This is a genomic window from Arthrobacter sp. GW460-12-1-14-TSB2 (assembly GCF_059423525.1).
The window spans coordinates 25,689-48,022 of the sequence record NZ_JBWKYC010000002.1 but is presented as its reverse complement, the minus strand read 5'-3'; the positions used below and the strand labels follow the sequence as shown (position 1 = coordinate 48,022).

Genomic DNA, 22,334 nt, shown 5'->3' with positions numbered 1-22,334 from the left:
CCCCGCCGTCGCCCATTCTCCGGCCGGGCTGCGCCCTCCCGCCTACCCGCCCTCCGGTCGACCCGCCGCGGTCCGGCCCACGGAGCGCCAGGACCACACGGAGGTCCTGTCCGCCGGGCAGCATCCAACGGAAATCATCACCCGCCAAAGCAATCCCACCACGGTACTGTCGGCTTCGCCCGGGCGCACGGGCCAGTTCGGCGCGCTGGCGGCCCCGCCGGACGCGGAATCCGACTTCGGGGAGGCAGACGGGGACGGACCGGACGGCGCCGCTCCCCTGAGTAAGCGGGCGCAGCGCAAGCAGGACCGCGATGCCGCCAAGGCACAGTCGAAGGCGGCGTCAACTCCGGTCCGGTCCCTTCGCGAAGGTAACCCGCGGCGTCGCGGCGTCCTCTGGATCATCATCCTGGTCATCGCTGCATTGCTCGCAACGGGCGCCGGCTGGTTCTTCGGCATGGGACCCGGCTCCCCCGGAACCATTCCGCGGGTATCGAACAAGACCGTGGCCGAGGCCCAGCAGCTGCTTGGCACTGCTGGATTCCAGTCCACCACGAAGGATGTTTTCGACGACGATATCCGGGCCGGGCTCGTCGTCGGCACCGAACCTGAGGCAGGGCGGGAAATCCGCAAGTTCCAGTTGGTGTCGCTTTTCGTGTCCAAAGGCCCCCAACTCTTTCCGCTGCCCGGAATGAGCGGCAAGTCATTGGATGAAGCTAAGACCCAACTCAACGGGGCCGAGATGGCCTTGGGCACTGTCACGGAGACCTACAGCGAGACCGAGCCGGCGGGAACGGTCCTCGCCCAGGATCCGGCGGCGGGAACCCCCGCCCGACGCGGCACACCCGTCAGCCTCACTGTCTCGAAGGGGCCGGAGCCCATTCCCGTTCCGGACGTGCGCGGGCAGGAACAGGGCGCAGCGGTCAAGGCGCTCGAAGCCGCGGGGCTAAAGGCCGTAATCTCCCCCGGAACAGTCAACGACAAGAAGGTCCCCAAGGGCGCCGTCGTGGCCCAGGACCCGTCCTCCGGCACCCTGACCCGGGGCGACACCGTCACCCTTACGGTGTCCAAGGGACCCAAACTCGTGGATGTGCCGAGCTACATCGGCAAGCAAGCCAATGATGCCCGCAAGGCGCTGGAAAAGCTCGGCTTCGAGGTCCGGGTAAACAACATCCTGGGCGGCTTCTTTGGAACGGTACGCGACCAGGATCCGGTGGACACGCAGGTGCCCGAAGGTTCACTCGTCACCCTCACCGTCGTCTGACCGGAACCCTACGCAAAAAAGCTCCGCCCGGCTGGTTCCAGCCGGGCGGAGCTTTGTGGTCAATCATCGCAGCGGATCAGCGCGTCGAACCGGGGTCAGGGGCGCTTGGAAAGGGCTCCTGCGACGAGGAAGGCCATCTCCAGGGACTGCATGTGGTTCAGGCGCGGGTCGCAGACCGATTCGTAGCGGTCCAGGAAAGCTTCCTGGTCGATCGGGTCGGCACCGCCGAGGCACTCCGCGACGTCGTCACCGGTCATCTCAACGTGCAGGCCGCCCGGAATGGTGCCCAGCGAGTGGTGGACTTCGAAGAAGCCGCGCACTTCGTCGATGACGTCGTCGAAGTTCCTCGTCTTGTAGCCGTTGGGCGACGTGACCGTGTTCCCGTGCATGGGATCGGTGACCCAGAGGACCTGCGCGCCGGACGCCGTGACCTTCTCAACGATGGCGGGCAGCTTCTCGCGGATGTTGCCAGCGCCCATCCGGGTGATGAAGGTCAGCCTGCCGGGTTCGCGGTCCGGATCCAGCTTGTCGATGAGCCGCAGGGCGTCGTCGCCGGAGGTCTTGGGCCCCAGCTTGACGCCGATCGGGTTGCGGACCCGGGACAGGAAATCGACGTGGGCGTGGTCCAGTTCGCGGGTGCGTTCGCCGATCCAGAGGAAATGGGCGGACGTGTCGTACGGAAGTCCGGTGCGGGAATCGATGCGGGTCAGTGCGCGCTCGTAGTCGAGCAGCAGCGCCTCGTGGCTCGCGAAGAATTCGACCCGTTTCAGGGCCTCGAAGTCCGCGCCGCAGGAAGCCATGAACTTGATGGCCCGGTCAATGTCGCGTGCCAGCGACTCGTAGCGGGCGTGGGCCGGGTTCTCTGTGAAGCCCTTGTTCCAGTGGTGGACCAGGCGCAGGTCAGCGAAGCCGCCCTGCGTGAATGCCCGGATGAGGTTCAGCGTGGAAGCCGACGTGTGGTAGGCCTTCAGCATCCGGCCGGCATCGTGGCCCCGGGATTCCGGCGTGAAATCGTAGCCGTTGACAATGTCGCCCCGGTACGCCGGGAGGGTGACGCCGTCGCGCGTTTCATCGTTGGAGGATCGCGGCTTGGCGAACTGTCCGGCCATCCGGCCCATTTTGATGACGGGCATGGCCGCGCCATAGGTGAGGACGACCGCCATCTGCAGGATGGTTTTGACCCTTGCGCTGATCTTGTCCGCCGTGGCGGCCTCGAATGTTTCGGCGCAGTCCCCGCCCTGGAGCAGGAACGCCTTGCCCTGCGCGGCAGCGGCCAGTCGTTCGCGGAGGATGTCCACTTCGCCCGCGAAGACGAGCGGCGGAAGGACGGAAAGTTCCTTCACGGATGCGTCAAAGACCTCTTTGTTTTGCCAGCTGGGCTGCTGGGAAACCGGCAGGTCCCGCCAGTGGTCCAGTCCCGGATAGTTGGCGGCGCCGCTCTGGGCGGTACTGGTCAGCAGGGAGGCAGGTTTTGCAGATAGCTCAGTCACACTACAAGACTAGTTCCCGGATCGGGGTTTCCGCACCGCAACCGTCATTCGACCCGATCCGCCGTCACAGAACCGGCGTCACGCTTTGTCGGGTTCCGCGGGACCGGTGCCGCCGCCGGAGCCGTTTGAGCCGTCAGTGCCGTTAGTGCCGTTAGTGCCGTCCGCAGGTTTTCCCGCCAGCCGCAGTTTGACCACTGCCGCGTATTCGTCCACATACTCCTGCCCGGACAGGCGCATGAGTTCGTACATGATTTCGTCGGTCACGGAACGCTGGATCAGGCGGTCCTCCTCCATGCCGTAATAGCGGCTGAAGTCCAGTGGTTCGCCGAAGATCATGCCGATGCGCCTGATGTTCGGCATCCGCTTACCGATCGGCTGGACCTTGTCCGTGCCGATCATGGCGACGGGAATCACGGGAACCCTGGCCTGCAGGGCAAGTTTTGCCACACCGACTTTGCCGCGGTACAGCCGTGAATCCGGGCTGCGGGTTCCCTCGGGATAAATACCCAGCAACGAACCGTGCGAGAGGACGTCCATTCCGGCGTTGAGCGAAGCTGCCGACGCCGCTCCGCCCGAACGGTCCATGGGCAGCTGGTTGGTCAGCCGGAAGAAGAGTGCAGTCAGCCTGCCCTTGAGGCCCGTACCGGTGAAGTATTCCGACTTCGCCAGGAACACCACGGGACGCGGAACCATCAGCGGCATAAAGATGGAGTCGGAAAACGACAGATGGTTGGAAGCCAGGATGGCTGCGCCTTCGGCCGGGACGTTGTCCAGCCCCTTGACCCAGGGCCGGAACAGGAGCTTCAGCACCGGTCCCAGGACGAACGTCTTCATGAACCAATAAAACACGTGGTGTACCTCTCCGGAAGGCGTCTCGCCGCCCCTTCGTCGGGCCCGGCCAGGACTTCAATGCAACCCTACTCTAGTGAGATTTGTGGTGAATGGTGACACGATGGGCACATGAGAGAAAGCAGCAAACCGACTGTGCCTGCCGCTTTCAGCTACCCCGGCCACGGAAGCAATGCCCGGATCGGCGTCGCCATTTGCCACGGCTTCACGGGAAGTCCCCTCAGCGTCATGCCGTGGGCCCTGCACCTGGCCGAGCAGGGGTTCGCCGTCTCCGTCCCGCTCCTGCCCGGCCATGGGACTGACTGGCGCGAGCTGGCCCGCTCGGGCTGGCGGGACTGGGCCGGCGCCTTCGAAGCCGCCTACCTTGAGCTCGCCGGCCGGACCGACACCTGCTACGTCGCCGGGCTGTCCATGGGCGGCGCCGTCGCCCTGCGCACGGCGTCCCGTCATCGCGTTGCCGGCGTGGCCGTGGTCAATCCCGGGCTCAGCTTCTACGACCGTAGAGTCCGGATTATCGGCATCCTGAAGTACTTCCAACGGACCACACTGCCGATTGTGGAGGCCAACCCCACCGCGGCCACCACTGAAGACGGCGACTATTCGCAGACGCCGCTGGCCGCCGTCCACCAACTGAAAAAGCTGTTTGCCGCTGCCCGCCGCGGGCTGCCCCGGGTGACGGCGCCGGTCCTGGTTTTCAAATCGGACACCGACGACGTCGTACCGCCATCGTCCCTTGAGCTGATCCGGCGGCGGCTGGGATCGGCCACGCTTCGCGTGGTCCCTCTGCCCCATAGCGGCCACGTGGCCACCCTGGACAACGACGCCCCCGTGATTTTCCAGAATTCGTCCGCTTTCTTCCATGAGCACGCGCAGCACCACGTACCCTCGGAGACACCATGAGCATCGCCGCCGACCACAGCCCCCTGAGCTCCCCCTTTACCGGAGACGGCCCCTCGATCGGCGTTGCCGTGTCCCACGGCTTCACCGGAAGCCCGCATGGTGTGCGGGCTTGGGCCCAGTCCCTGGCCGACGCCGGCTTTGCCGTGAGGATGCCGCTTCTGCCGGGGCACGGGACCAGCTGGCAGGAACTTGCCAGGACCCGCTGGCAGCAGTGGTATTCCGCCTACGACTCCGCCTACCTGGAGCTTGAGGCCGAATGCGACCACGTGTTCACGGCGGGCCTGTCCATGGGAGGGGCACTCGCCCTGAGAGTGGCGGCGCAGCGTCCGGTGGCGGGTGCCATCGTGGTCAATCCCGGCCTGGTCATTGACGATCCCCGGGCGCCGCTGGCCGGCGTCCTGAAGCTGGTCATGAAAAGCACGCCCGCCATCGCGAACGACATCCTCAAGCCGGACACGGACGAGGGCGCCTACCCGCGGACACCGGTGGCGGCTGCCCACGAACTGAACAAACTGTTCAAGGACACACGGCGGCTGCTGCCCCGCATCACTGCACCGGTTCGGGTGTTCCGTTCCACGGTGGACCACGTCGTGTCGGATTCGAGCATCGTGGCGCTGCGCCGCGGCCTCACCCATGCCACGCTTCAGCTGAGCGCCCTGGGCAACAGCTACCACGTGGCCACACTGGACAACGATGCCGAAGAGATTTTCAGCGGGACCGCGGACTTTATCCGCGCCGTGGTTCCGGGAGACGTGGACTCGTCCCCCGCTAGCCGTGAAGGACATGGCCGATGACCCGATCCGACTCCAATTCCTCTGACCAGAGCGCGAACCAGGACGACGCCGTATGGCTCGACCTGGTCGCCCGGCTCGAGGGCAGCGACACTGCGGCTGCTGACAGCACCGTTGATGCCGGGGAGGGCAACCAACCAGCCAAGCGGCCCTTCCGCGACTTCGATCCGCTGGGGCTGTCCGGCGCCGCGCCGACGGAGCCCTCGGCGTCCGAACGCCAGGCCGCCGTCAGCCAACCGCACCTGGGGGCGGACCACGCCGGTACAGCTGACACGGACGCAACCGGCGGGCCGCGGGATTACGACGCCGACGACGACGAACCGTTCGTACCGGAGGAACCGCCGAGCCTGGCCGGCACGGATCCCCTGACCATGCTCGCCTGGTTGGGTGCCGTGGGCGGTCCCGTCGCCCTGGTGCTGGCCGCCATGTTCTGGCGGTCCGCGCCGCTGATGGCCATTTTGGGAATCGTTGCCGCATTCGTCGTCTCAGTGATCTACCTGATCATGCAGCTGCCGCAGGAAAAGGATGAGCACGACGACGGCGCCCGGGTTTAGTGCCTCAGGCTTAGCCTGCCGATTTCCCGGTTAGCCGTGCATCCTGCTGCTGACCCGTGACAGGTCCGCGGCGCCGATCAGCCCGGCGTTGGGTCCCAGCGCGGCCAGTGCGATTTCCGCTGCCGGCCGGAACCCGCGCCCGGTCAGGTTCCGGGCAAAGGCCTTGCGTGCCGGCGCCACCAGCAGCTCGCCGGCATCGCAGAGGCCTCCGCCGATCACGAACTTCCCGGGGTCAAGCGCGGCAGCCAGGTTGGCGAGCCCCAGTCCCAGCCACTCCCCGACGTCTTCCAGGAGTTCCCTGGACGTAGGGTCGCCCGCCTTGGCCAGCTCCGTCACGATGACTCCGGTGATCCGGTCAACCTCTCCGTCCACGGCCTTGAGGAGTTCCTGCGCTACGGGTGAATTGGCGGCAGCCAGCTCGCGGGCTTCGCGGCCCAGGGCATTTCCGGAGGCGTACTGCTCCCAGCAACCGCGGTTTCCGCACTCGCACCGGTGGCCGCCGGGCATGATGATCTGGTGGCCGAATTCGCCGGCAACGCCGAAGCGTCCGCGTTCCACCCGGCCGTCCATCACCATGGCCCCGCCGATCCCGGTGCCGAGGGTGATGCAGACGAGCCTGTTTTGTCCCTGCCCGGCACCAAAGCGCCATTCGGCCCAGGCCGCGGCATCGGCGTCGTTGGTCAGCAGGACCGGCCGGCGCAGCAGGCGCTGGAGGTTGTCCCGCAGCGGTTCGTTGCGCCAGGCCAGGTGGGGGCTGAACAGCACTGTCCCGCCGTCGAGGTCCATCCAGCCGGCGGCGCCGATTCCCACCGACCAAATGCGGTGGCCGCGGCTTAGCTCTTCGACCAGTTCCACGATCACCTGTTCCACTGCCCGGGGGTCGTTCCCGGGCGTCGAGCGCCTGGCCTGGCTGAGTATCCTGCCGTCGGCATCAACTACGCCGGCTGCAACCTTGGTGCCGCCGATGTCCACGCCGATCGCCAGTCCCTTGCGCCCCAGCCGGAGGTGCTCACGAAATCCCTGGCTTGCGGCCAGCGCGTCCTGCCCGGAGGGCTTCCTGCGCCGCCAGGAGGCCGTCCGCCGATAGGGTCTGGGCGGGTCGCCAGGCGTTGGTGTGTGCATGGTTCCCCATTCTATTGCCCGGGCGGTGTTTTACTGCGTGGCCGGCCACTGAGTGAAACAGTTCCGGACATGCCTCCCGGCGGGCAGATTGGCGGGTTTCAGGCCCTTGACCGTAAAGTTACTCGCCAGTAGGTGAAACAGGACACACCTCCGCAACGGGCGTACTAGTGTTAGCAGTACCCCCTGCGGGTCTATGGATAACAAAGGAGCTATCGTGCGCGAATTCAGTGTTCCGCCCTTGGTGAATGTACCCCCCGAAACCAACATTACCGATCTGGTGCTGCGGCAGGCCGCCAAGGCCTCGAACCCGTCCCTGTATTCGCGGCTCGATGCCGCCGGGCAATGGCAGGACATCGCTGCCACCGATTTCGTCGCCGACGTCCGTGTCCTCGCCAAGGGCCTCATGGCCAGCGGCGTGGCGGCCGGCGACCGTGTGGGCATCATGTCCCGCACCCGGTACGAGTGGGCGCTGGTGGACTTCGCCATCTGGTTCGCGGGCGGCATCTCGGTTCCCATCTACGAAACGTCTTCCCCCAGCCAGGTTGCCTGGAACCTGGGCGACTCGGGTGCCGTCGCCGCGTTTGGCGAGTCCTCGCACCACGAGGACATCATCCGGCAGGCAGCCAACTCGGAAGGACTCTCTTCGCTGGCCCACGTGTGGCAGCTTGACGGCGCCGGGCTGGACGAACTTCGCGCCGCAGGATCTGCCGTCAGCGACGAGGACCTGGAAGCCCGCCGAAGCCTGGCGTCGCTGGCCGACGTCGCAACGATCATCTACACCTCCGGCACCACCGGCAGGCCTAAGGGCTGCGAACTGACACACGGCAACTTCGTGGAATTGTCCGAAAACGCACTGGCCACGTCGCTGTCCGGCATCGTCCACGAGCAGGCACGGACCATCATGTTCCTCCCCCTGGCCCATGTGTTCGCCCGGTTCATTTCCGTCCTGGCCGTGGCCGCCGGAGTCACCGTCGCGCACACCCCGGACATCAAGCACCTCCTGCCGGACCTGCAGAGCTACAAGCCCACGTTCATCCTGGCCGTGCCGCGGGTGTTCGAAAAGGTCTACAACTCGGCACTGACGAAGGCCGAGGACGGCGGCAAAGGCGCCATCTTCCACAAGGCATCCGACACCGCAATCGCCTACTCGAGGGCACGGCAGGCCGGTTCCATCGGCCTGGGCCTCAAGCTCCGCCACGCACTCTTCGACAAACTCGTCTACAGCAAACTGCGCGCAGCAATGGGCGGCCAGGTTGCCCACGCCGTCTCCGGCGGCGGCCCCCTGGGCGAACGCCTGGGTCACTTCTTCCAGGGCATCGGCATGCAGATCCTCGAAGGCTACGGCCTGACCGAGACCACCGCGCCCATCACGGTCAACACCCCGTCGCTGATCAGGATCGGCACCGTGGGCGCCCCCCTGCCGGGGAATGCGGTGAAGATCGCCGACGACGGCGAGATCCTCGCCAAGGGTGTCTGCGTGATGCGCGGCTACTACAAGCGCGACGACCTCGCGGCCGACACGTTCGTGGACGGCTGGTTCCGCACCGGCGACATCGGACAAATGGATGCCGACGGCTTCCTGACCATCACGGGCCGCAAGAAGGAAATCATCGTGACGGCCAGCGGAAAGAACGTCGTCCCTGCCCTGCTGGAGGACCAGATCAGGGCCGACGCCCTCGTTTCCCAGGTGCTCGTAGTGGGCGACAACATGCCGTTCATCGGCGCCCTGGTGACGCTCGACGAGGAAGCACTGCCGGGATGGCTGCACCGGCACGGGCTGCCGGCATCCACCACCCTCGCCGAAGCCGCGGAACATCCCGTGGTCAAGGCGGCCGTCCAGGACCTCATCACCCGCGCCAACCAGTCGGTGTCCCAGGCGGAAGCCATCAAGTCGTTCCGGATTGTGCCGTCCGACTTCACCGAGGCATCCGGCCACCTGACGCCATCGATGAAGGTCAAGCGGGCCCAGGTGATGAAGGACTTCGAATCGGTCATCGGGGAAATGTACGCCGCACCGCGCCCGGCCCGCGCCGAGCCGTCCGGACAGCACTAGCCCAAGACACCAAAACCCGAGACACAAAAAAGGGGCCTCCCGGCGGGAGGCCCCTTTTTTGTGTGTGCGCGGGTTACTCGACGACGAGCAGCAGGTCTCCGCCCTGGACCTGTTCCACGGCGCCGACTGCGAGGCGTCCAACGGTGCCCGCCACCGGCGTCGTGATGGAGGCCTCCATCTTCATGGCCTCGATGGTTGCCACGGTGTCGCCGGCATTCACGGCGTCGCCCACCTTGACCGTGAGCGTCACGGCTCCGGCGAACGGTGCGGCGACGTGGCCCGGCTGGCTGGCATCCGCTTTTTCAGCTGCCTTGACGTTGCTGACCACGGAACGGTCGCGGACCACCACGGGCCTGGACTGGCCGTTGAGCGTGCACATGACGGTGCGCATGCCCTTCTCGTCCGGCTCGGACACGGCTTCGAGGGAGGCGATCAGGCGGACGCCCTTCTCGAGTTCGATCTCGTGCTCCGCTCCGCGCTGGAGCCCGAAGAGGTAGTCGCGGGTGTCCAGGACGGACAGGTTGCCGTACGTCTCCACGCTCTTCAGGTAGTCCTTGGTGGGGCCTTCGAAGAGCAGACGGTTGAGGGTCTGCTGGCGGGTCTTGGAATCACTCTTCAGGGCGGCGCTGTCCTCGGCGCTGAGCTCGGCATCGCGCACCTTGATGCTGCGGCCCTGAAGCGCCTTGGTGCGGAACGGCTCCGGCCAGCCTCCGGGAGGATCGCCAAGTTCGCCGGACAGGAACCCGATGACGGAATCGGGGATGTCGTAGCTCTGCGGGTTTTCGTTGAAGTCCGCGGGATCGGCATTGAGGCCGACGAGGTGCAGGGCCAGGTCGCCCACCACCTTCGAGGATGGAGTGACCTTCACAAGGCGGCCCAGGATGCGGTCGGCCGCGGTGTACATGTCCTCGATGGCTTCGAAGCGTTCGCCGAGGCCCAGGGCCATGGCCTGCTGCCGCAGGTTGGACAGCTGTCCGCCCGGAATCTCGTGCTGGTAGACACGGCCGGTGGGACCCGGCAGGCCCGACTCGAACGGAGCGTACACGCGACGCACTGCCTCCCAGTAGGGTTCCAGCGAGCTCACCTTAGCCAGACCCAGGCCTGTGTCGCGCGGGGTATGGGCCAGTGCGGCAACCAGGGCGGAGGCTGAAGGCTGGCTGGTGGTGCCGGCAAGGGAAGCCGAAGCGACGTCCACTGCGTCCACTCCTGCGTCCACTGCCGCCAGGAGCGTGGCCAGCTGGCCGCCTGCGGTGTCGTGGGTGTGCAGGTGGACCGGAAGGTCAAAGCGTTCACGCAGGGCAGCCACGAGCTTCGCAGCAGCCGCGGGACGCAAGAGCCCTGCCATGTCCTTGATGGCCAGGATGTGGGCGCCGGCGTCGACGATCTTCTGCGCCAGCTCCAGGTAGTAGTCCAGCGTGTAGAGCTTTTCGTCGGGATCGAGCATGTCGCCGGTGTAGCAGAGGGCAACTTCAGCGACGGCGGTGCCGGTGGCCCGGACAGCACGGATGGCCGGAGCCATCTGGTTGACGTCATTGAGGGCATCGAAGATCCGGAAGATGTCGATGCCGGTTGCTGCGGCCTCGTTGACGAATGCCTCGGTGACTTCCTCGGGGTAGGGCGTGTAGCCGACGGTGTTGCGGCCGCGGAGCAGCATCTGCAGGCAGATGTTGGGCAATGCCTTGCGCAGCGCGGCAAGCCGGTCCCAGGGATCCTCGCCGAGGAACCGCAGGGCGACGTCGTACGTGGCACCGCCCCAGGCCTCCACGGAAAGCAATTCGGGAAGCAGCGCGGACACGGCGGGGCCGGCCGCCACGAGGTCGCGGGTGCGGACCCGGGTGGCCAACAGCGACTGGTGGGCGTCCCGGAAAGTGGTGTCGGTGACGGCGACGGCCTGCTGCTCGCGCAGGGCCTTGGCGAAGCCCTCGGGCCCCAGCTCGAGGAGCCGCTGGCGCGAACCTTCGGGAGCAGGGGCGTCCCCGACTGCGGGCAGCTTGGCCGCCGGGTCGGAGTGGACCTTGAGTTCGCCGTTGGGCTTGTTCACGGTGACCTCTGCCAGCCAGGTCAGCAGCTTGGTGCCGCGGTCCGCCGAGACACGGGCCTTGAGCAGCTCCGGGCGCTGGTCGATGAAGTTGGTGGCAACATCGCCGGCGATGAAGTCCGCATCGTCCAGGACGGCCTGCAGGAAGGAAATGTTGGTGGATACTCCGCGGATGCGGAATTCCGCCAAGGCGCGCCGGGCACGCGCGACGGCGGCGGGGTAGTCGCGGCCGCGGCAGGTCAGCTTGACCAGCATGGAGTCGAAGTGCGGGCTGATTTCAGCACCCGAGTAGACGGTGCCGCCGTCGAGCCGTACGCCGGCGCCGCCGGCGGAACGGTAACCGGTGATTTTTCCGACGTCGGGCCTGAATCCGTTGGCCGGATCCTCGGTGGTGATGCGGCACTGCAGTGCGGCGCCCTTTAGCTGGACGGTTTCCTGCGACAGGCCAAGGTCGGCGAGCGTCTCGCCCGAAGCGATGCGCAGCTGCGCCTGGACCAGGTCCACATCGGTGACTTCCTCGGTGACCGTGTGCTCCACCTGGATGCGCGGGTTCATCTCGATGAACACGTGCTGGCCTGCGCGTTCGCCGACGGTGTCCACAAGGAATTCCACCGTGCCGGCGTTGACGTAGTTGAGCGCCTTGGCGAACTTCACGGCGTCCCGGTAGAGCGCCTGGCGGATGCCCTCATCCAGGTTGGGGGCCGGCGCGATTTCGATGACCTTCTGGTGGCGGCGCTGGATGGAGCAATCGCGTTCGAAGAGGTGCATGACGTTACCCTCGGCGTCGGCCAGGATCTGCACCTCGATGTGGCGGGGGCGCAGAACGGCCTGCTCGAGGAACATGGTGGGGTCACCGAACGCGGCGTCAGCCTCGCGCATGGCAGCCTGCAGCGCTTCCGGGAGAGCCTCACGGGTGTCGACGCGGCGCATGCCGCGTCCTCCGCCGCCGGCCACGGCCTTGGCGAAAATGGGGAAGCCGATGACGTCTGCGGCGGCGATCAGCTCATCCAGGTCCTTGGAGGGCTGGCTCGACTTGAGGACGGGAACACCGGCGGCGCGTGCGGCTTCGAGGGCAGCCACCTTGTTTCCTGCCAGTTCAAGGACCTCGGCCGGCGGGCCGACAAAGGTGATGCCGGCCTCTTTAGCCGCCCGGGCCAGGCGCGGGTTCTCCGAAAGGAAGCCGTACCCGGGGTATATGGCGTCGGCGCCGGCCTCCTTGGCCACGCGAACCACTTCGTCCACATCGAGATAGGCCCGGACGGGGTGGCCCTCTTCGCCGATCAGGTACGCTTCATCAGCCTTCTGGCGGTGGATGGAGTTACGGTCCTCATTGGGGAACACAGCTACAGTCTTGGCACCCAGCTCGTAGCCGGCACGGAAGGCGCGGATCGCGATTTCGCCGCGGTTAGCCACCAGAATCTTGGAAAACATACTTCTCCTGCATCATCGCGGGTGTATCGGTAAGTGGTCACAGTGTGTAAGACGGGCGCGGGGAAACACAAATCATTGTGTCGACCATCACAGAATTATCCGTCATGCAGGCCGGTTTAGGCAGGCCAAACCGGCAACGGTCCTCCCCACGCACGTGGGATGCGCCGCACACCCGCCCGATGAAACGGGATTCAACACCTCGGCAACATATGATGAGTCGGGGGCGCTTACGCGCGCCCTCCGCTCCGGGGAGCCGGAGCCGGCACTACCCCAACACGGCAACCGGCGTTAGGTATTGGTTTTTCAAGTGCAAGTAGTCAGCATCAGCAGCCTCAAAGGCGGGGTCGGCAAAACTTCCGTGACCACCGGATTGGCATCTGCGGCCCTGGCCGCCGGCATCCCCACCCTTGTGGTGGACCTTGATCCGCATGCGGATGCCAGCACGGCACTGGGCGTCCAGCCGGATGACCAGCTGGACATCGGCAGGATGCTCAAGAGTCCCCGCCGCGCCCGCCTTTCGGAGAACGTGGTCACCAGCAGCTGGGTGGCCCGGGAAAACTATAACGGAGCCCGGCCCGCCGTCCTGGACGTCGCAGTGGGCTCCGCATATACGGGCATATACGACCGCCCGGACCTGGGCCGCCGCGACCTGCGCAGGCTCTCGGCAGTCCTGGCAGGCACGGACAAGTACCAGCTGATCCTGGTTGACTGCCCGCCGTCGCTGAACGGACTGACCCGGATGGCGTGGTCCGCCAGCGACAAAGTGGCTCTCGTCGCCGAACCGGGCCTCTTCTCGGTGGCCGGCACGGAGCGCACCATGCGCGCCATCCAGCTGTTCCGCCAGGAGTTCGCCCCGAACCTCTCCCCCGCAGGCATCATTGCGAACCGCGTCCGCTCGGGTTCGTCCGAGCACGCCTTCCGGCTGGCCGAGATGCAGTCGATGTTCGGTGAACTGCTGTTGACCCCGCACATTCCGGAGCAGGCAAACTGGCAGCAGATCCAGGGTGCGGCGCATTCCGTGCACCACTGGCCGGGCGATTCCGCGAAAAATGCGGCCAGCCTCTTCAACACGCTTCTCGACAACCTCCTGGCCTCCAACGGCGCGGATTCGGCTGCAGCTCTCCGGGAACGCAGCCTTCGGTAGCGGCTCACCCCGGAACGCCCGCGAAGCCGGCACGCGGGCTGACTGAACACCTAAAGAACTAAACAAAGAATGGCCGCCTTCCCGAAGGAAGGCGGCCATTCTATTTGGCTCTAATCGTCAGGTACGGCCTCAGCCGGTCTTGCGGGCTGCCCGGCGCTTGCTGAGCTCGTCATCCGGAAAGGACTGCTCGACGACGTGCTCGCTGGGAAGCGCCGCGAGGCTGCCTTCCACTTCGCGCCACACCCGGCCGACGGCGATCCCGAAGACGCCCTGGCCGCCCTGCACCAGATCAATGACCTCATCGGCAGACGTGCACTCGTAAACGCTCGCCCCGTCGCTCATGAGGGTGATCTGGGCGAGGTCCTCAACGCCGCGTTCCCGCAGATGCTCCACGGCGGAGCGGATCTGCTGCAGTGATACTCCGGTGTCCAGCAGCCGCTTGACCACTTTCAGCACCAGGATGTCGCGGAAGCCGTAGAGCCGCTGCGAGCCGGAACCGGCGGCTCCCCGCACGGCAGGCTCAACGAGGCCCGTGCGGGCCCAGTAGTCGAGCTGGCGGTAGGTGATGCCCGCGGCCTTGCAGGCGGTGGGTCCGCGGTAGCCCGCGTCTTCGTCAAGGACGGGGAGGTCCTCCGTGAAGAGGAGGCCCTGAGCACCGCTCGCAGGCAGCGCTACGCCAGCCGTTGACGCCTGCTTTAGCTCGCCCGCTTCGCCTTTCGGACTCACGTGGATCCTCCTCGTCATATGCTCCCCTAGGGAAGTCGCAGCAACAGCGAACACAGATCTGAAATTCATCCGTGTAATTCAGCCGGGGCTGCACATTCCAGTGTGACTTGCGCGGCTGTTGTATGCAATGGGAACTTGATACTTCGACGTTAGGCCCGACGCGCCCCAAGGTCAAAGAGGCTGGCCCCATTTCGGGGGCGTGTCGAAAGTTTCATCCTCAACTTTAACCTTAACGTGATCTCAGCCGTCGAAGTCTTCCGGCTCCACGTCGTCCAGGAACTCCCGGAAGCGCCGCAGTTCGCGCTCCTCATCCACGGTGGGACCCGGCTCTGTGTCTTCACCTTCATCGTGCTCGGTGATCCGGACCCCGGCCTCGTCCATCACCGAATCGGCGCACCAGATGCGGCACTTGGCACGCAGCGCCAGGGCAAGGGCGTCCGAAGCCCTGGAGCTGACGGTGGTGCCGTTTTCAAACTGCAGCTGTCCGTAGAAGATGTTGTCTTCGACGGCGACGATGTTCACGCTGACGATGGAGTGGCCCAGCGATTCGACGACGTCGATCAGGAGGTCGTGCGTCATGGGCCGCGGCGGCACCACACCCTGCTGGGCCAAGGCAATGGCGCTGGCTTCCGGGGTGCCAATCCAGATGGGCACGTGCCGTTCGCCGTGGATTTCGCGCAGCAGCACCAGCGGCTGGTTGGACGGCAGTTCGATCCTCACACCCACGATCTCGACTTCAATCATCAGATATCCATTCGCGATATACGGTCCTGCACCAGGGCGCGGTGCAGCGTCAGGCAGAGATCACTGATTTCCCGGGCTGCTTCGGCAGCACGGGCGTGGGATGCAGCGTCCTTGCGGGAGGTCAGCGGCGCGACGGCACGCTCCACCAGTCCGAACTCCCGCTCCGCGGCGGCCTGGAAGGGCCGCAAGTGGCGCGGTTCGAGGCCGTGGCTTTCCAGCTGGACGCATGCGCGGGCCACCTGCAGGGCGTGTTCATCGAACTTGCCATGGACATGGCCGATGAGGCCGAATTCGAGGAGGGAGCGCAGGAGCGACACGCTGGCGCCGGACTCGGCCCGGAGTTGATCCTCGCTCAGCCGTCGAACCTTGTTTTGGAGCTCGCTGGCGAGCTCGTCCGAGACGATACGCGGGGACACTGTGACGCCGGGCGGAAGGTTCTCCGGGCGTTCGCCGCGGTCGATTGCGTCGAGGTAGTCCTTGATGACCTTCAGCGGAAGGTACTGGTCGCGCTGGAGTGCCAGCACGAATCGGAGCCGCTCAACATCCGTGTCCGCATACTGCCGGTAGCCGGCGGGTGTGCGTTGCGGGTTGATCAGGCCTTTTTCTTCAAGGAACCTGATTTTGGACGCAGTCATTCCGGGAAAGTCGTCGCTCAGCTGCGCGAGTACTTCCCCGATGTTCAGGACCTGGGGTCCGCGCCGTTCCGGTTGTGCCAGTGCCACAGGCAACTACCCCGGGATCAGACGTTGCCTGCTGCGCGGGCAGGGCTGAGGTAGAAAGTGAGACGGAACTTGCCGATCTGGACTTCATTACCCGATTTGAGTTCCACACTGTCCACGCGGTCGTGGTTGACGTAGGTTCCATTGAGGCTGCCCGTATCAACGACTTCGAAGCTTCGCGCTGTCCGGCGGAATTCGACGTGGCGGCGGGATACTGTGACGTCGTCCAGGAAGATGTCCGCGTCCGGGTGCCTCCCGGCGGTGGTGACGTCGGAGTCCAGCAGGAATCGTGCGCCGGCGTTGGGGCCGCTGTGCGCCACCAGGAGCGCCGAACCGAACGGAAGGGCTTCAACGGCCACCCGCTCCTCCGGAGCGAGCTTGCGCGCGATGGTCGGCTCGTCACGGATTGGCGTGAGGTGGATCGAGGTGGTCTCCGAAGCCTTCACTCCGCCCGTGCCGTAATCATCACTGCTGTGGCTATTTTCGTGACCAACCATGGAGTCCTCCTCTTCCGTTGCAGATGTCCCCCTGCAAACAACGCGTGCCCTCCGGAAAAGCCTGGCAGATCCGGTACTACGGCGTGTCGTCCGGCTGTCAATCCCTCAACAGCCGGACCTCCAAGCCGGTTATCTTTAGCCTACCTGTTGTTCGTACTCCGATGCACTGAGCAGGGACTCCACAGCGTCGGCCTCTGCGAGCTTGACCTCTATCAGCCAGCCCTCGCCGTACGGATCGCTGTTAATGAGCGCCGAATCGGTGTCCAGCGCTTCGTTCCTGGCCACGACTTCACCGCTCACCGGAGCGTAAATGTCGCTGACGCTTTTGGTTGACTCAACCTCGCCCACGACGTCGTTTGCCGTCACCTTGGTGCCGACTTCGGGCATCTGCGCGTACACAACGTCGCCCAGGGCGTCCTGGGCAAAATCAGTGATGCCCACCCGCACCACGCCGTCGGCGTTGGGGGCGGTCACCCACTCGTGTTCGGCAGTGTAGAACAGGTCTTCGGGAATATTGCTCATCAGGGGCCTTTCATCGGGTCAACCAGGAATGTTGGTCAATCAGCAATGTCAACGGAGGTCTGCAGAACAAGCCGCCGCTGAAAGTATATGCATACCAACATCCACCACAGGGAGTACCGGGTCGGACCCTTGTGGCACAGTAGTGACATGCCAGAACTTCCCGAAGTGGCCGGGCTGAGCGCTTTCCTGGGCGCCCGGCTTCGTGGAGCCGTGCTGACAAAAATCCAGGTGGTGTCCTTCGCAGTCCTCAAGACGGCAGACCCGCCGTATACGGCGATGGAGGGCCGCACCATCTCCGGCGTCGAGCGCCGGGGAAAGTTCATTATCCTGGCCACGGACGGGATCTTCCTTGCGTTCCATCTGGCCAAGGCCGGCTGGCTGCGGTACACGGAATCGCCGTCGAACGCCGTGCTGGCGCGGGGTAAGGGATATATCGCCGCGAGGCTGGAGTTCGTCAGGCCGGATGCCGGCGGCGGCGAAACCCATCTCGGAATTGACCTGACCGAGGCAGGCACAAAGAAGAGCCTCGCCGTCTATGTGGTCAGGGACCCGGAAGAAATTCCCGGCATCGCCACCCTGGGCCCCGATCCGCTGGACGCCTCGTTCAGCCTCGACGTTTTCACCGAAATTCTTGCCTCGAGTACCCAGCAGATTAAGGGACTGTTACGGAATCAAGGGGTGATCGCCGGGATCGGCAACGCCTACAGCGACGAAATCCTGCACGCAGCCCGGATCTCCCCCTTCGCCATCGCGAAGTCCCTGGATCCGGAGGCCGTCCGTGTGCTCTACGACTCCATCCACAGTGTTCTGGTCGCAGCAGTCACAGAGGCCGTAGGCAAGCAGCCGAACGAACTGAAGGACGCAAAGCGGAGCACCATGCGCGTCCACGGCCGGACCGGCCAGGAGTGCCCCGTCTGCGGGGACACCGTCCGGGAAGTGTCATTTGCCGACCGGGCGCTGCAGTACTGCGCTACCTGTCAGACGGGCGGCAAGATCCTGGCGGACCGGCGCACGTCACGCTTCCTGAAATAGCGGCCGACAAAAACCTGAGACAAATACCGTGGGAGCCGGCACAAAGAAAAACCGCCCCGTTCCCGGGATACTTCCCGGATACGGAGCGGTTATTCTTGCTGGTCGGGCTGACAGGATTTGAACCTGCGACCCCTTGACCCCCAGTCAAGTGCGCTACCAAGCTGCGCTACAGCCCGTTAGTTCCGCCGTTCTCCGCCTCGGTTGTCCTCCTGGGTTACCCCGGGATTTTTACCTCAGCAGTCCGGCCGAACCACCTCCAAAAGCTTACACGATTCCGGAGGGTGCAAGTGACACTTTGCGGGTGTCACAAGCGAGGTGTGTCGTAATTAACGCTTCTTGCCGCGCTTTTCACGGACACGCATGTTGACCTCAATAGGTGTTCCCTCGAAACCGAAGGTTTCGCGGAGGCGCCTGGTGATGAACCGGCGGTATCCGGGGTCCAGGAACCCGGTGGTGAACAGCACAAATTTCGGCGGACGGCTGGAGGCCTGGGTGCCGAAGAGGATGCGGGGTTGCTTGCCGCCGCGGACCGGGTGCGGGTGCGCGGCCACCAGTTCGCCCAGGAACGCGTTCAGGCGTCCGGTGGGGATGCGCTTGTCCCAGCTTTCCAGTGCCGTGTCCAGCGCCGGAACCAGCCGGTCCTTGTGCCAGCCGGTCAGCGCGGAAATGTTGACGCGCGGCGCCCAGGCCACGTGCGCCAGGTCCTGCTCGATTTCGCGCTCCAGGTAGGTGCGGCGCTCGTCGTCCAGCAGGTCCCATTTGTTGAACGCGAGAACCAGCGCGCGGCCGGATTCGATGGCCAGCTGCAGGATGCGGACATCCTGTTCGCTGAGCACTTCGTCCACGGCGAGGAGCACGACGGCGACCTCCGCCTTTTCGAGGGCGCTCTGCGTGCGCAGCGAAGCGTAGAAGTCTGCGCCCTGTGCCATGTGCTGGCGTCGGCGGATGCCGGCGGTGTCGACGAAGCGCCAGGTGCGGCCGCCGAGTTCGATGAACTCATCGACCGGGTCGCGGGTGGTGCCGGCGGTGTTGTCCACCACAACGCGCTCGGAACCGGCCAGCTTGTTCAGCAGCGAGGACTTGCCAACGTTCGGGCGCCCGATGAGGGCGATGCGGCGCGGGCCGCCGGAGCGCTCCAGGCCTTCGATGGTGGAGTGCTCGGGCAGAGTGTCCATGACGTGGTCAAGGAGGTCGGCCACACCGCGGCCGTGCAGCGCCGAGACCGGGTACGGCTCGCCGAAGCCGAGGCCCCAGAGCGTTGCCGAGTCGGCTTCCTGGGCGAAGTCATCCACCTTGTTGGCCACCATGATGACCGGCTTCTTGGACTTCCGGAGCATCTTCACGACTGCTTCGTCCGTGGCGGTGGCGCCGACGGCGGAGTCGACGACGAACAGCACGGCGTCAGCGAGTTCCACTGCCATCTCGGCCTGTTCGGCGACGCGTGCGTGGATGCCGCGGGCATCGTGCTCCCAGCCGCCGGTGTCGACCACCGTGAAGTTCCGGCCGTTCCAGGTGGCCGAGTACATCACACGGTCACGCGTCACGCCCGGGGTGTCTTCCACCACGGCTTCGCGGCGGCCGAGGATGCGGTTCACCAGGGTGGACTTGCCCACGTTGGGCCGGCCGATGATCGCGAGGACCGGATCGAGCTTGACCGGACCGTCGAAGTCCTGGTCGTCGTAGTGGCCGCTCAGGAGGGCGGCGTCTTCCTCGTCCAGTTCGTAGTCGTCCAGGCCGGCCCGGAGGGAGGCGGCCCGAAGCTCTGCCTCGTCATCGTCCAGGGCAGCAAGATGCTCCGCCACCTGGTCCGTGCCGGTGGGCGTGTATTCGTCTTCGCCGGCGCCAAATTTGCCGGAGGCTTGAGTCGTATCGCTCATTGCACTTTCCTTAGTGGTGATCTGCCGGCGTCCCGGCTACTTCTTCATGACGTTCTTGCGGGGAATCCGCGCCAGGCAAAGGCTGCCCGCTGAGTTGTACCGTTTGCTGGACATGCCGTGCCAGGGCAGCGCGGATCTCATTTCCCGCCCTGTCCATTGAAGCACGCCCTGTCTCGCCAGGCCTGCGCCCGATATCCACGGCCTCGCCGAAGCTGACGTGCAGCCGCCTGCCGGGCCTCGGAACGGCGTCGAGATGTTCGCCGGCGATCCTGGTGCCCAGAATCGCAACGGGGACCACCGTCGCGCTGGAGTTCAGCGCAAGCCAGGCGACCCCGTTGTTAATGGCGGAGGCCTCGCCGCTCCCCCGTGTTCCTTCGGGGAGGATACCGACGCACCGGCCGGCGTCGAGCGTTCTTTTGCCCAGCTGCAGGGCGGCGCGATCGCCGGAGCGGTCAACCGGCAGCTGGCCGGAGGCCGTGAGCACCCGTCCCAGGAAGCCCTTGAACATTTCCTTCTTGACCAGGATGTGCATGGGGCGCGGTGACGCGCCGAACATCACCGGCCCGTCAAGGAAGCTGATGTGGTTCGCTGCGAAGATCACGGGACCTCCGGTTGGAACGTTCTGCCGGCCGTGGATTGTGGTCCGGTAGACGACGTGGTCCAGGAACCAGCCGACCGGCCGGCTCCAGGCCATGGTCCACGCACCCGGAAGGTCGCGACGGGCCGCCGGAAGGGGCCGGGAAATGCGGCTGCCGGCGTCAGTCACGGTTCAACACCTTGTTGACTATGCCCAGGGCCGCGTCAACGGTGCCGTCGAAGTCCAGATCCGAAGAATCCAGGGTGACCACACCGTCCGCAGCCGTGGTGAAGTTGACCACGGTCGAGTCCTTGGCGTCGCGCTGCGTGACCTGGGCGGCCAGCTGCTCTGCGCTCTGCGTTCCGCCCAGCTGGACGCCCCGGCGTCGGAGCCTGGCTTCCTCACTGGCGGTCAGCAGCATGCGGACTTCCGCGCCGGGGGCGACGACGGTGGTGATGTCGCGTCCTTCCACCACTATGCGCCGGTGGTGTACCTCGATCAGCTCACGCTGCCGGCGCACCAGTTCCTTCCGCGCACCGAGGGTGGTGGCGATGGCACTGACGGCCGAGGAGATAGCCGGTTCCCGGATTGCCTCGGTGACGTCCGTTCCACCGACCCGGACGTATTCCTCGTTCGGTGTGGTGCTGACGTCCAGCGGAAGGTCCTCGGAGGCCTGCTCGATGGCCGCTGCGTCGGTCAGGTCGATGCCCTGGTCCAGGCAGTACCAGGTCAGCGCACGGTACATGGCACCGGTGTCCAGGTAGGCAAGGCGGAGGCGCCGTGCCACTTCCCTGCTGACGCTGGATTTCCCGGACCCGGACGGACCGTCGATGGCAACGACCAGCGGCCTGCCCTGGCGAAGCATGGGCACGGTATCGATGAGTTCCTGTGTCATTACTGCAGTACCCGCCATCCACGGTCGTTGAGTGCTTCGATGAGCAGATCATGTTTGTTGGGCAAAACCGACAGTTCCACCATGCCCACATTCTGCCCGGAGGAATGATCCAGCCGCAGGTCTTCGAGGTTGACCCCGATTTCGCCGATCTCCGTCAGAAGGCGGGCAATCTGTCCCGGTTTGTCGTCCACCAGGACGGTCAGCCAGGAATAGGCCTGCGGGGGTCCGCCGTGCTTGCCCGGAATGCGGGACTGCCCGGCGTTGCCCTCGCTGATCAACTGCGCCAGGTCCAGGCGGGCGCCTGGAGCTGCCGGATCTTCGAGGGTCCCGATCAGCCGGTTCAGGTCGTCACGCACGCCGTGCAGGATGTCGACCATCGGGCCCGCATTGGCGCCCAGGATCTGCACCCACAGCGTGGGATCGCTGGCCGCGATCCGGGTGACGTCGCGCAGGCCGTTGCCGGCCAGGGACAGCGCGTGCACGGGCGTACCCTGCAGCCGGCTGGCCACCAGCGAGGACATGACCTGGGGAAGATGCGACACGAGCGCCACGGCCTGGTCATGTTCCTCGACGCCGAACTGTGTGACCACGGCGCCCAGGTCAGTCGCCAGGGCGCGGGCGGCCTGCAGCGCACCGGGCGACGTTTCCCCGGAGGGGCAGACCACCCAAGGCATGGAGGTAAAAAGCTCACCGCGGGCCGCTACGGGTCCTGACTTTTCCCGCCCGGCCATGGGATGTGTTCCCACGTAACGGGCGAGGTCCACGCCGCGTCCCCGAAGGTCGGCCAGGATTCCGGCCTTGACGCTGGCGATGTCCACCACCGTCGCGGCAGGGTAGTCGGCCAGTGAGCTTTCCACCACGTCCGCAGTGACGTCCGGGGGCACGGCCACCACAACGAGTTCCGGCTGCTCGTCGCCAAGGCGCGACAACGGAAGGCCTGCACCGATATCGACGGCGACAGCCTGGTTGGTGGGCGACGGGTCGGACAGGAACACGGACACGCCGCGCCCCCGCAGTCCGAGGCCGATGCTGGTTCCCAGCAGTCCGGTTCCGATAACCACTACCGGGCCGTTCAGGTGCCCGCGGCCGTGGGTATGAAAGGCAGACATAAG

Annotated in this window: 20 protein-coding genes and 1 tRNA gene; 7 read left to right on the top strand and 14 right to left on the bottom strand. The window is 65.7% G+C overall.

What is annotated here, in order from left to right; all coding sequences use genetic code 11:
* The coding region (locus AC07YR_RS03365) for a Stk1 family PASTA domain-containing Ser/Thr kinase (protein WP_494733045.1) at nucleotides 1–1,261 on the top strand (1,261 nt) is incomplete at its 5' end.
* A gap of 95 nt (nucleotides 1,262–1,356) precedes the next feature.
* Here the strand turns inward: AC07YR_RS03365 and AC07YR_RS03360 are convergent.
* Nucleotides 1,357–2,751 carry a class II 3-deoxy-7-phosphoheptulonate synthase gene (locus tag AC07YR_RS03360; protein ID WP_436057264.1) on the bottom strand — a complete coding sequence of 465 codons (1,395 nt, stop codon included), beginning with the start codon at nucleotides 2,749–2,751 and terminating at the stop codon, nucleotides 1,357–1,359.
* A gap of 78 nt (nucleotides 2,752–2,829) precedes the next feature.
* Entirely contained in the window at nucleotides 2,830–3,600 is a 771-nt protein-coding gene (locus tag AC07YR_RS03355; RefSeq protein WP_494733044.1) for a lysophospholipid acyltransferase family protein, read from the bottom strand.
* A 111-nt stretch (nucleotides 3,601–3,711) separates the two neighbouring features.
* Here AC07YR_RS03355 and AC07YR_RS03350 point away from each other — a divergent pair, with 111 nt between their 5' ends.
* Genes AC07YR_RS03350 through AC07YR_RS03340 form a run of 3 tightly spaced genes read left to right on the top strand, consistent with a single transcriptional unit; the run spans nucleotide 3,712 to nucleotide 5,845 of the window.
* A complete protein-coding gene (locus tag AC07YR_RS03350; RefSeq protein WP_494733043.1) occupies nucleotides 3,712–4,500 on the top strand; it encodes an alpha/beta hydrolase in 789 nt (262 codons plus the stop codon).
* Entirely contained in the window at nucleotides 4,497–5,294 is a 798-nt protein-coding gene (locus AC07YR_RS03345; protein ID WP_436057261.1) for an alpha/beta hydrolase, read from the top strand. Before AC07YR_RS03350 ends, AC07YR_RS03345 begins: the two co-directional genes overlap by 4 nt.
* On the top strand, nucleotides 5,291–5,845 hold the full coding sequence (locus AC07YR_RS03340) for a hypothetical protein (RefSeq protein ID WP_494733042.1): 555 nt from the start codon (nucleotides 5,291–5,293) through the stop codon (nucleotides 5,843–5,845). Before AC07YR_RS03345 ends, AC07YR_RS03340 begins: the two co-directional genes overlap by 4 nt.
* Before the next feature lie 30 nt (nucleotides 5,846–5,875).
* On the opposite strand, the gene AC07YR_RS03335 is transcribed toward AC07YR_RS03340, so the two are convergent.
* Nucleotides 5,876–6,967 carry an ROK family glucokinase gene (locus AC07YR_RS03335; RefSeq protein WP_436057259.1) on the bottom strand — a complete coding sequence of 364 codons (1,092 nt, stop codon included), beginning with the start codon at nucleotides 6,965–6,967 and terminating at the stop codon, nucleotides 5,876–5,878.
* A gap of 214 nt (nucleotides 6,968–7,181) precedes the next feature.
* On the opposite strand from AC07YR_RS03335, the gene AC07YR_RS03330 reads away from it, so the two are divergent.
* Nucleotides 7,182–9,020 (top strand): AMP-dependent synthetase/ligase, encoded by a 1,839-nt coding sequence (locus AC07YR_RS03330; protein WP_494733041.1) that lies wholly within the window; start codon nucleotides 7,182–7,184, stop codon nucleotides 9,018–9,020.
* 73 nt (nucleotides 9,021–9,093) lie between these two features.
* Here AC07YR_RS03330 and AC07YR_RS03325 read toward each other — a convergent pair whose 3' ends face one another.
* Nucleotides 9,094–12,489, bottom strand: a complete 3,396-nt coding sequence (locus tag AC07YR_RS03325; protein ID WP_436057257.1) for a pyruvate carboxylase — start codon at nucleotides 12,487–12,489, stop codon at nucleotides 9,094–9,096.
* 307 nt (nucleotides 12,490–12,796) lie between these two features.
* On the opposite strand from AC07YR_RS03325, the gene AC07YR_RS03320 reads away from it, so the two are divergent.
* A complete protein-coding gene (locus AC07YR_RS03320; RefSeq protein WP_055800182.1) occupies nucleotides 12,797–13,633 on the top strand; it encodes a ParA family protein in 837 nt (278 codons plus the stop codon).
* Nucleotides 13,634–13,762: 129 nt separating this feature from the next.
* On the opposite strand, the gene AC07YR_RS03315 is transcribed toward AC07YR_RS03320, so the two are convergent.
* From AC07YR_RS03315 to gcvH, 5 genes are all read right to left on the bottom strand, one after another.
* The gene (locus AC07YR_RS03315) at nucleotides 13,763–14,359 is read right to left on the bottom strand and encodes a MerR family transcriptional regulator (protein ID WP_028271710.1); all 597 of its coding nucleotides are present in this window, start codon (nucleotides 14,357–14,359) and stop codon (nucleotides 13,763–13,765) included.
* A 240-nt stretch (nucleotides 14,360–14,599) separates the two neighbouring features.
* A complete protein-coding gene (locus AC07YR_RS03310) occupies nucleotides 14,600–15,103 on the bottom strand; it encodes a bifunctional nuclease family protein (RefSeq protein WP_043480385.1) in 504 nt (167 codons plus the stop codon).
* Nucleotides 15,103–15,819 (bottom strand): transcriptional regulator FtsR, encoded by a 717-nt coding sequence (gene ftsR, locus AC07YR_RS03305; protein ID WP_055800262.1) that lies wholly within the window; start codon nucleotides 15,817–15,819, stop codon nucleotides 15,103–15,105. Before ftsR ends, AC07YR_RS03310 begins: the two co-directional genes overlap by 1 nt.
* Nucleotides 15,820–15,842: 23 nt before the next feature.
* Nucleotides 15,843–16,319, bottom strand: a complete 477-nt coding sequence (locus AC07YR_RS03300; protein WP_055800185.1) for an FHA domain-containing protein — start codon at nucleotides 16,317–16,319, stop codon at nucleotides 15,843–15,845.
* Nucleotides 16,320–16,454: 135 nt separating this feature from the next.
* Nucleotides 16,455–16,841, bottom strand: a complete 387-nt coding sequence (gene gcvH, locus AC07YR_RS03295; RefSeq protein WP_494733040.1) for a glycine cleavage system protein GcvH — start codon at nucleotides 16,839–16,841, stop codon at nucleotides 16,455–16,457.
* Nucleotides 16,842–16,988: 147 nt separating this feature from the next.
* Here gcvH and AC07YR_RS03290 point away from each other — a divergent pair, with 147 nt between their 5' ends.
* The gene (locus AC07YR_RS03290; protein ID WP_436057254.1) at nucleotides 16,989–17,873 is read left to right on the top strand and encodes an Fpg/Nei family DNA glycosylase; all 885 of its coding nucleotides are present in this window, start codon (nucleotides 16,989–16,991) and stop codon (nucleotides 17,871–17,873) included.
* A gap of 99 nt (nucleotides 17,874–17,972) precedes the next feature.
* On the opposite strand, the gene AC07YR_RS03285 is transcribed toward AC07YR_RS03290, so the two are convergent.
* The 5 genes from AC07YR_RS03285 to AC07YR_RS03265 form a co-directional block, all read right to left on the bottom strand.
* Nucleotides 17,973–18,049: transfer RNA gene (locus AC07YR_RS03285), tRNA-Pro, on the bottom strand.
* Between the two features lie 150 nt (nucleotides 18,050–18,199).
* Nucleotides 18,200–19,750 (bottom strand): ribosome biogenesis GTPase Der, encoded by a 1,551-nt coding sequence (der, locus tag AC07YR_RS03280; RefSeq protein ID WP_494733039.1) that lies wholly within the window; start codon nucleotides 19,748–19,750, stop codon nucleotides 18,200–18,202.
* Nucleotides 19,751–19,760: 10 nt separating this feature from the next.
* Nucleotides 19,761–20,444 carry a lysophospholipid acyltransferase family protein gene (locus AC07YR_RS03275; RefSeq protein WP_436059293.1) on the bottom strand — a complete coding sequence of 228 codons (684 nt, stop codon included), beginning with the start codon at nucleotides 20,442–20,444 and terminating at the stop codon, nucleotides 19,761–19,763.
* Between the two features lie 64 nt (nucleotides 20,445–20,508).
* Nucleotides 20,509–21,222 carry a (d)CMP kinase gene (gene cmk / locus AC07YR_RS03270; RefSeq protein WP_028271702.1) on the bottom strand — a complete coding sequence of 238 codons (714 nt, stop codon included), beginning with the start codon at nucleotides 21,220–21,222 and terminating at the stop codon, nucleotides 20,509–20,511.
* Nucleotides 21,222–22,331: a prephenate dehydrogenase gene (locus AC07YR_RS03265; protein WP_436057253.1), complete on the bottom strand. Its 1,110-nt coding sequence runs from the start codon at nucleotides 22,329–22,331 to the stop codon at nucleotides 21,222–21,224. The genes cmk and AC07YR_RS03265 overlap by 1 nt, the downstream gene beginning before the upstream one ends.
* Nucleotides 22,332–22,334 lie beyond the last annotated feature (3 nt).

What these genes read in the sequence shown, in the direction of transcription:
- AC07YR_RS03340 (WP_494733042.1), top strand. Translation starts at nt 5,291, where the DNA reads ATGACCCGATCCGACTCCAATTCCTCTGACCAGAGCGCGAACCAGGAC.
- AC07YR_RS03310 (WP_043480385.1), bottom strand. Translation starts at nt 15,103, where the DNA reads ATGATTGAAGTCGAGATCGTGGGTGTGAGGATCGAACTGCCGTCCAAC.
- AC07YR_RS03300 (WP_055800185.1), bottom strand. Translation starts at nt 16,319, where the DNA reads ATGGTTGGTCACGAAAATAGCCACAGCAGTGATGATTACGGCACGGGC.
- der (WP_494733039.1), bottom strand. Translation starts at nt 19,750, where the DNA reads ATGAGCGATACGACTCAAGCCTCCGGCAAATTTGGCGCCGGCGAAGAC.
- AC07YR_RS03275 (WP_436059293.1), bottom strand. Translation starts at nt 20,444, where the DNA reads ATGGCCTGGAGCCGGCCGGTCGGCTGGTTCCTGGACCACGTCGTCTAC.
- AC07YR_RS03335 (WP_436057259.1), bottom strand. Translation starts at nt 6,967, where the DNA reads ATGCACACACCAACGCCTGGCGACCCGCCCAGACCCTATCGGCGGACG.
- gcvH (WP_494733040.1), bottom strand. Translation starts at nt 16,841, where the DNA reads ATGAGCAATATTCCCGAAGACCTGTTCTACACTGCCGAACACGAGTGG.
- AC07YR_RS03350 (WP_494733043.1), top strand. Translation starts at nt 3,712, where the DNA reads ATGAGAGAAAGCAGCAAACCGACTGTGCCTGCCGCTTTCAGCTACCCC.
- AC07YR_RS03290 (WP_436057254.1), top strand. Translation starts at nt 16,989, where the DNA reads ATGCCAGAACTTCCCGAAGTGGCCGGGCTGAGCGCTTTCCTGGGCGCC.
- AC07YR_RS03265 (WP_436057253.1), bottom strand. Translation starts at nt 22,331, where the DNA reads ATGTCTGCCTTTCATACCCACGGCCGCGGGCACCTGAACGGCCCGGTA.
- AC07YR_RS03345 (WP_436057261.1), top strand. Translation starts at nt 4,497, where the DNA reads ATGAGCATCGCCGCCGACCACAGCCCCCTGAGCTCCCCCTTTACCGGA.
- cmk (WP_028271702.1), bottom strand. Translation starts at nt 21,222, where the DNA reads ATGACACAGGAACTCATCGATACCGTGCCCATGCTTCGCCAGGGCAGG.
- AC07YR_RS03325 (WP_436057257.1), bottom strand. Translation starts at nt 12,489, where the DNA reads ATGTTTTCCAAGATTCTGGTGGCTAACCGCGGCGAAATCGCGATCCGC.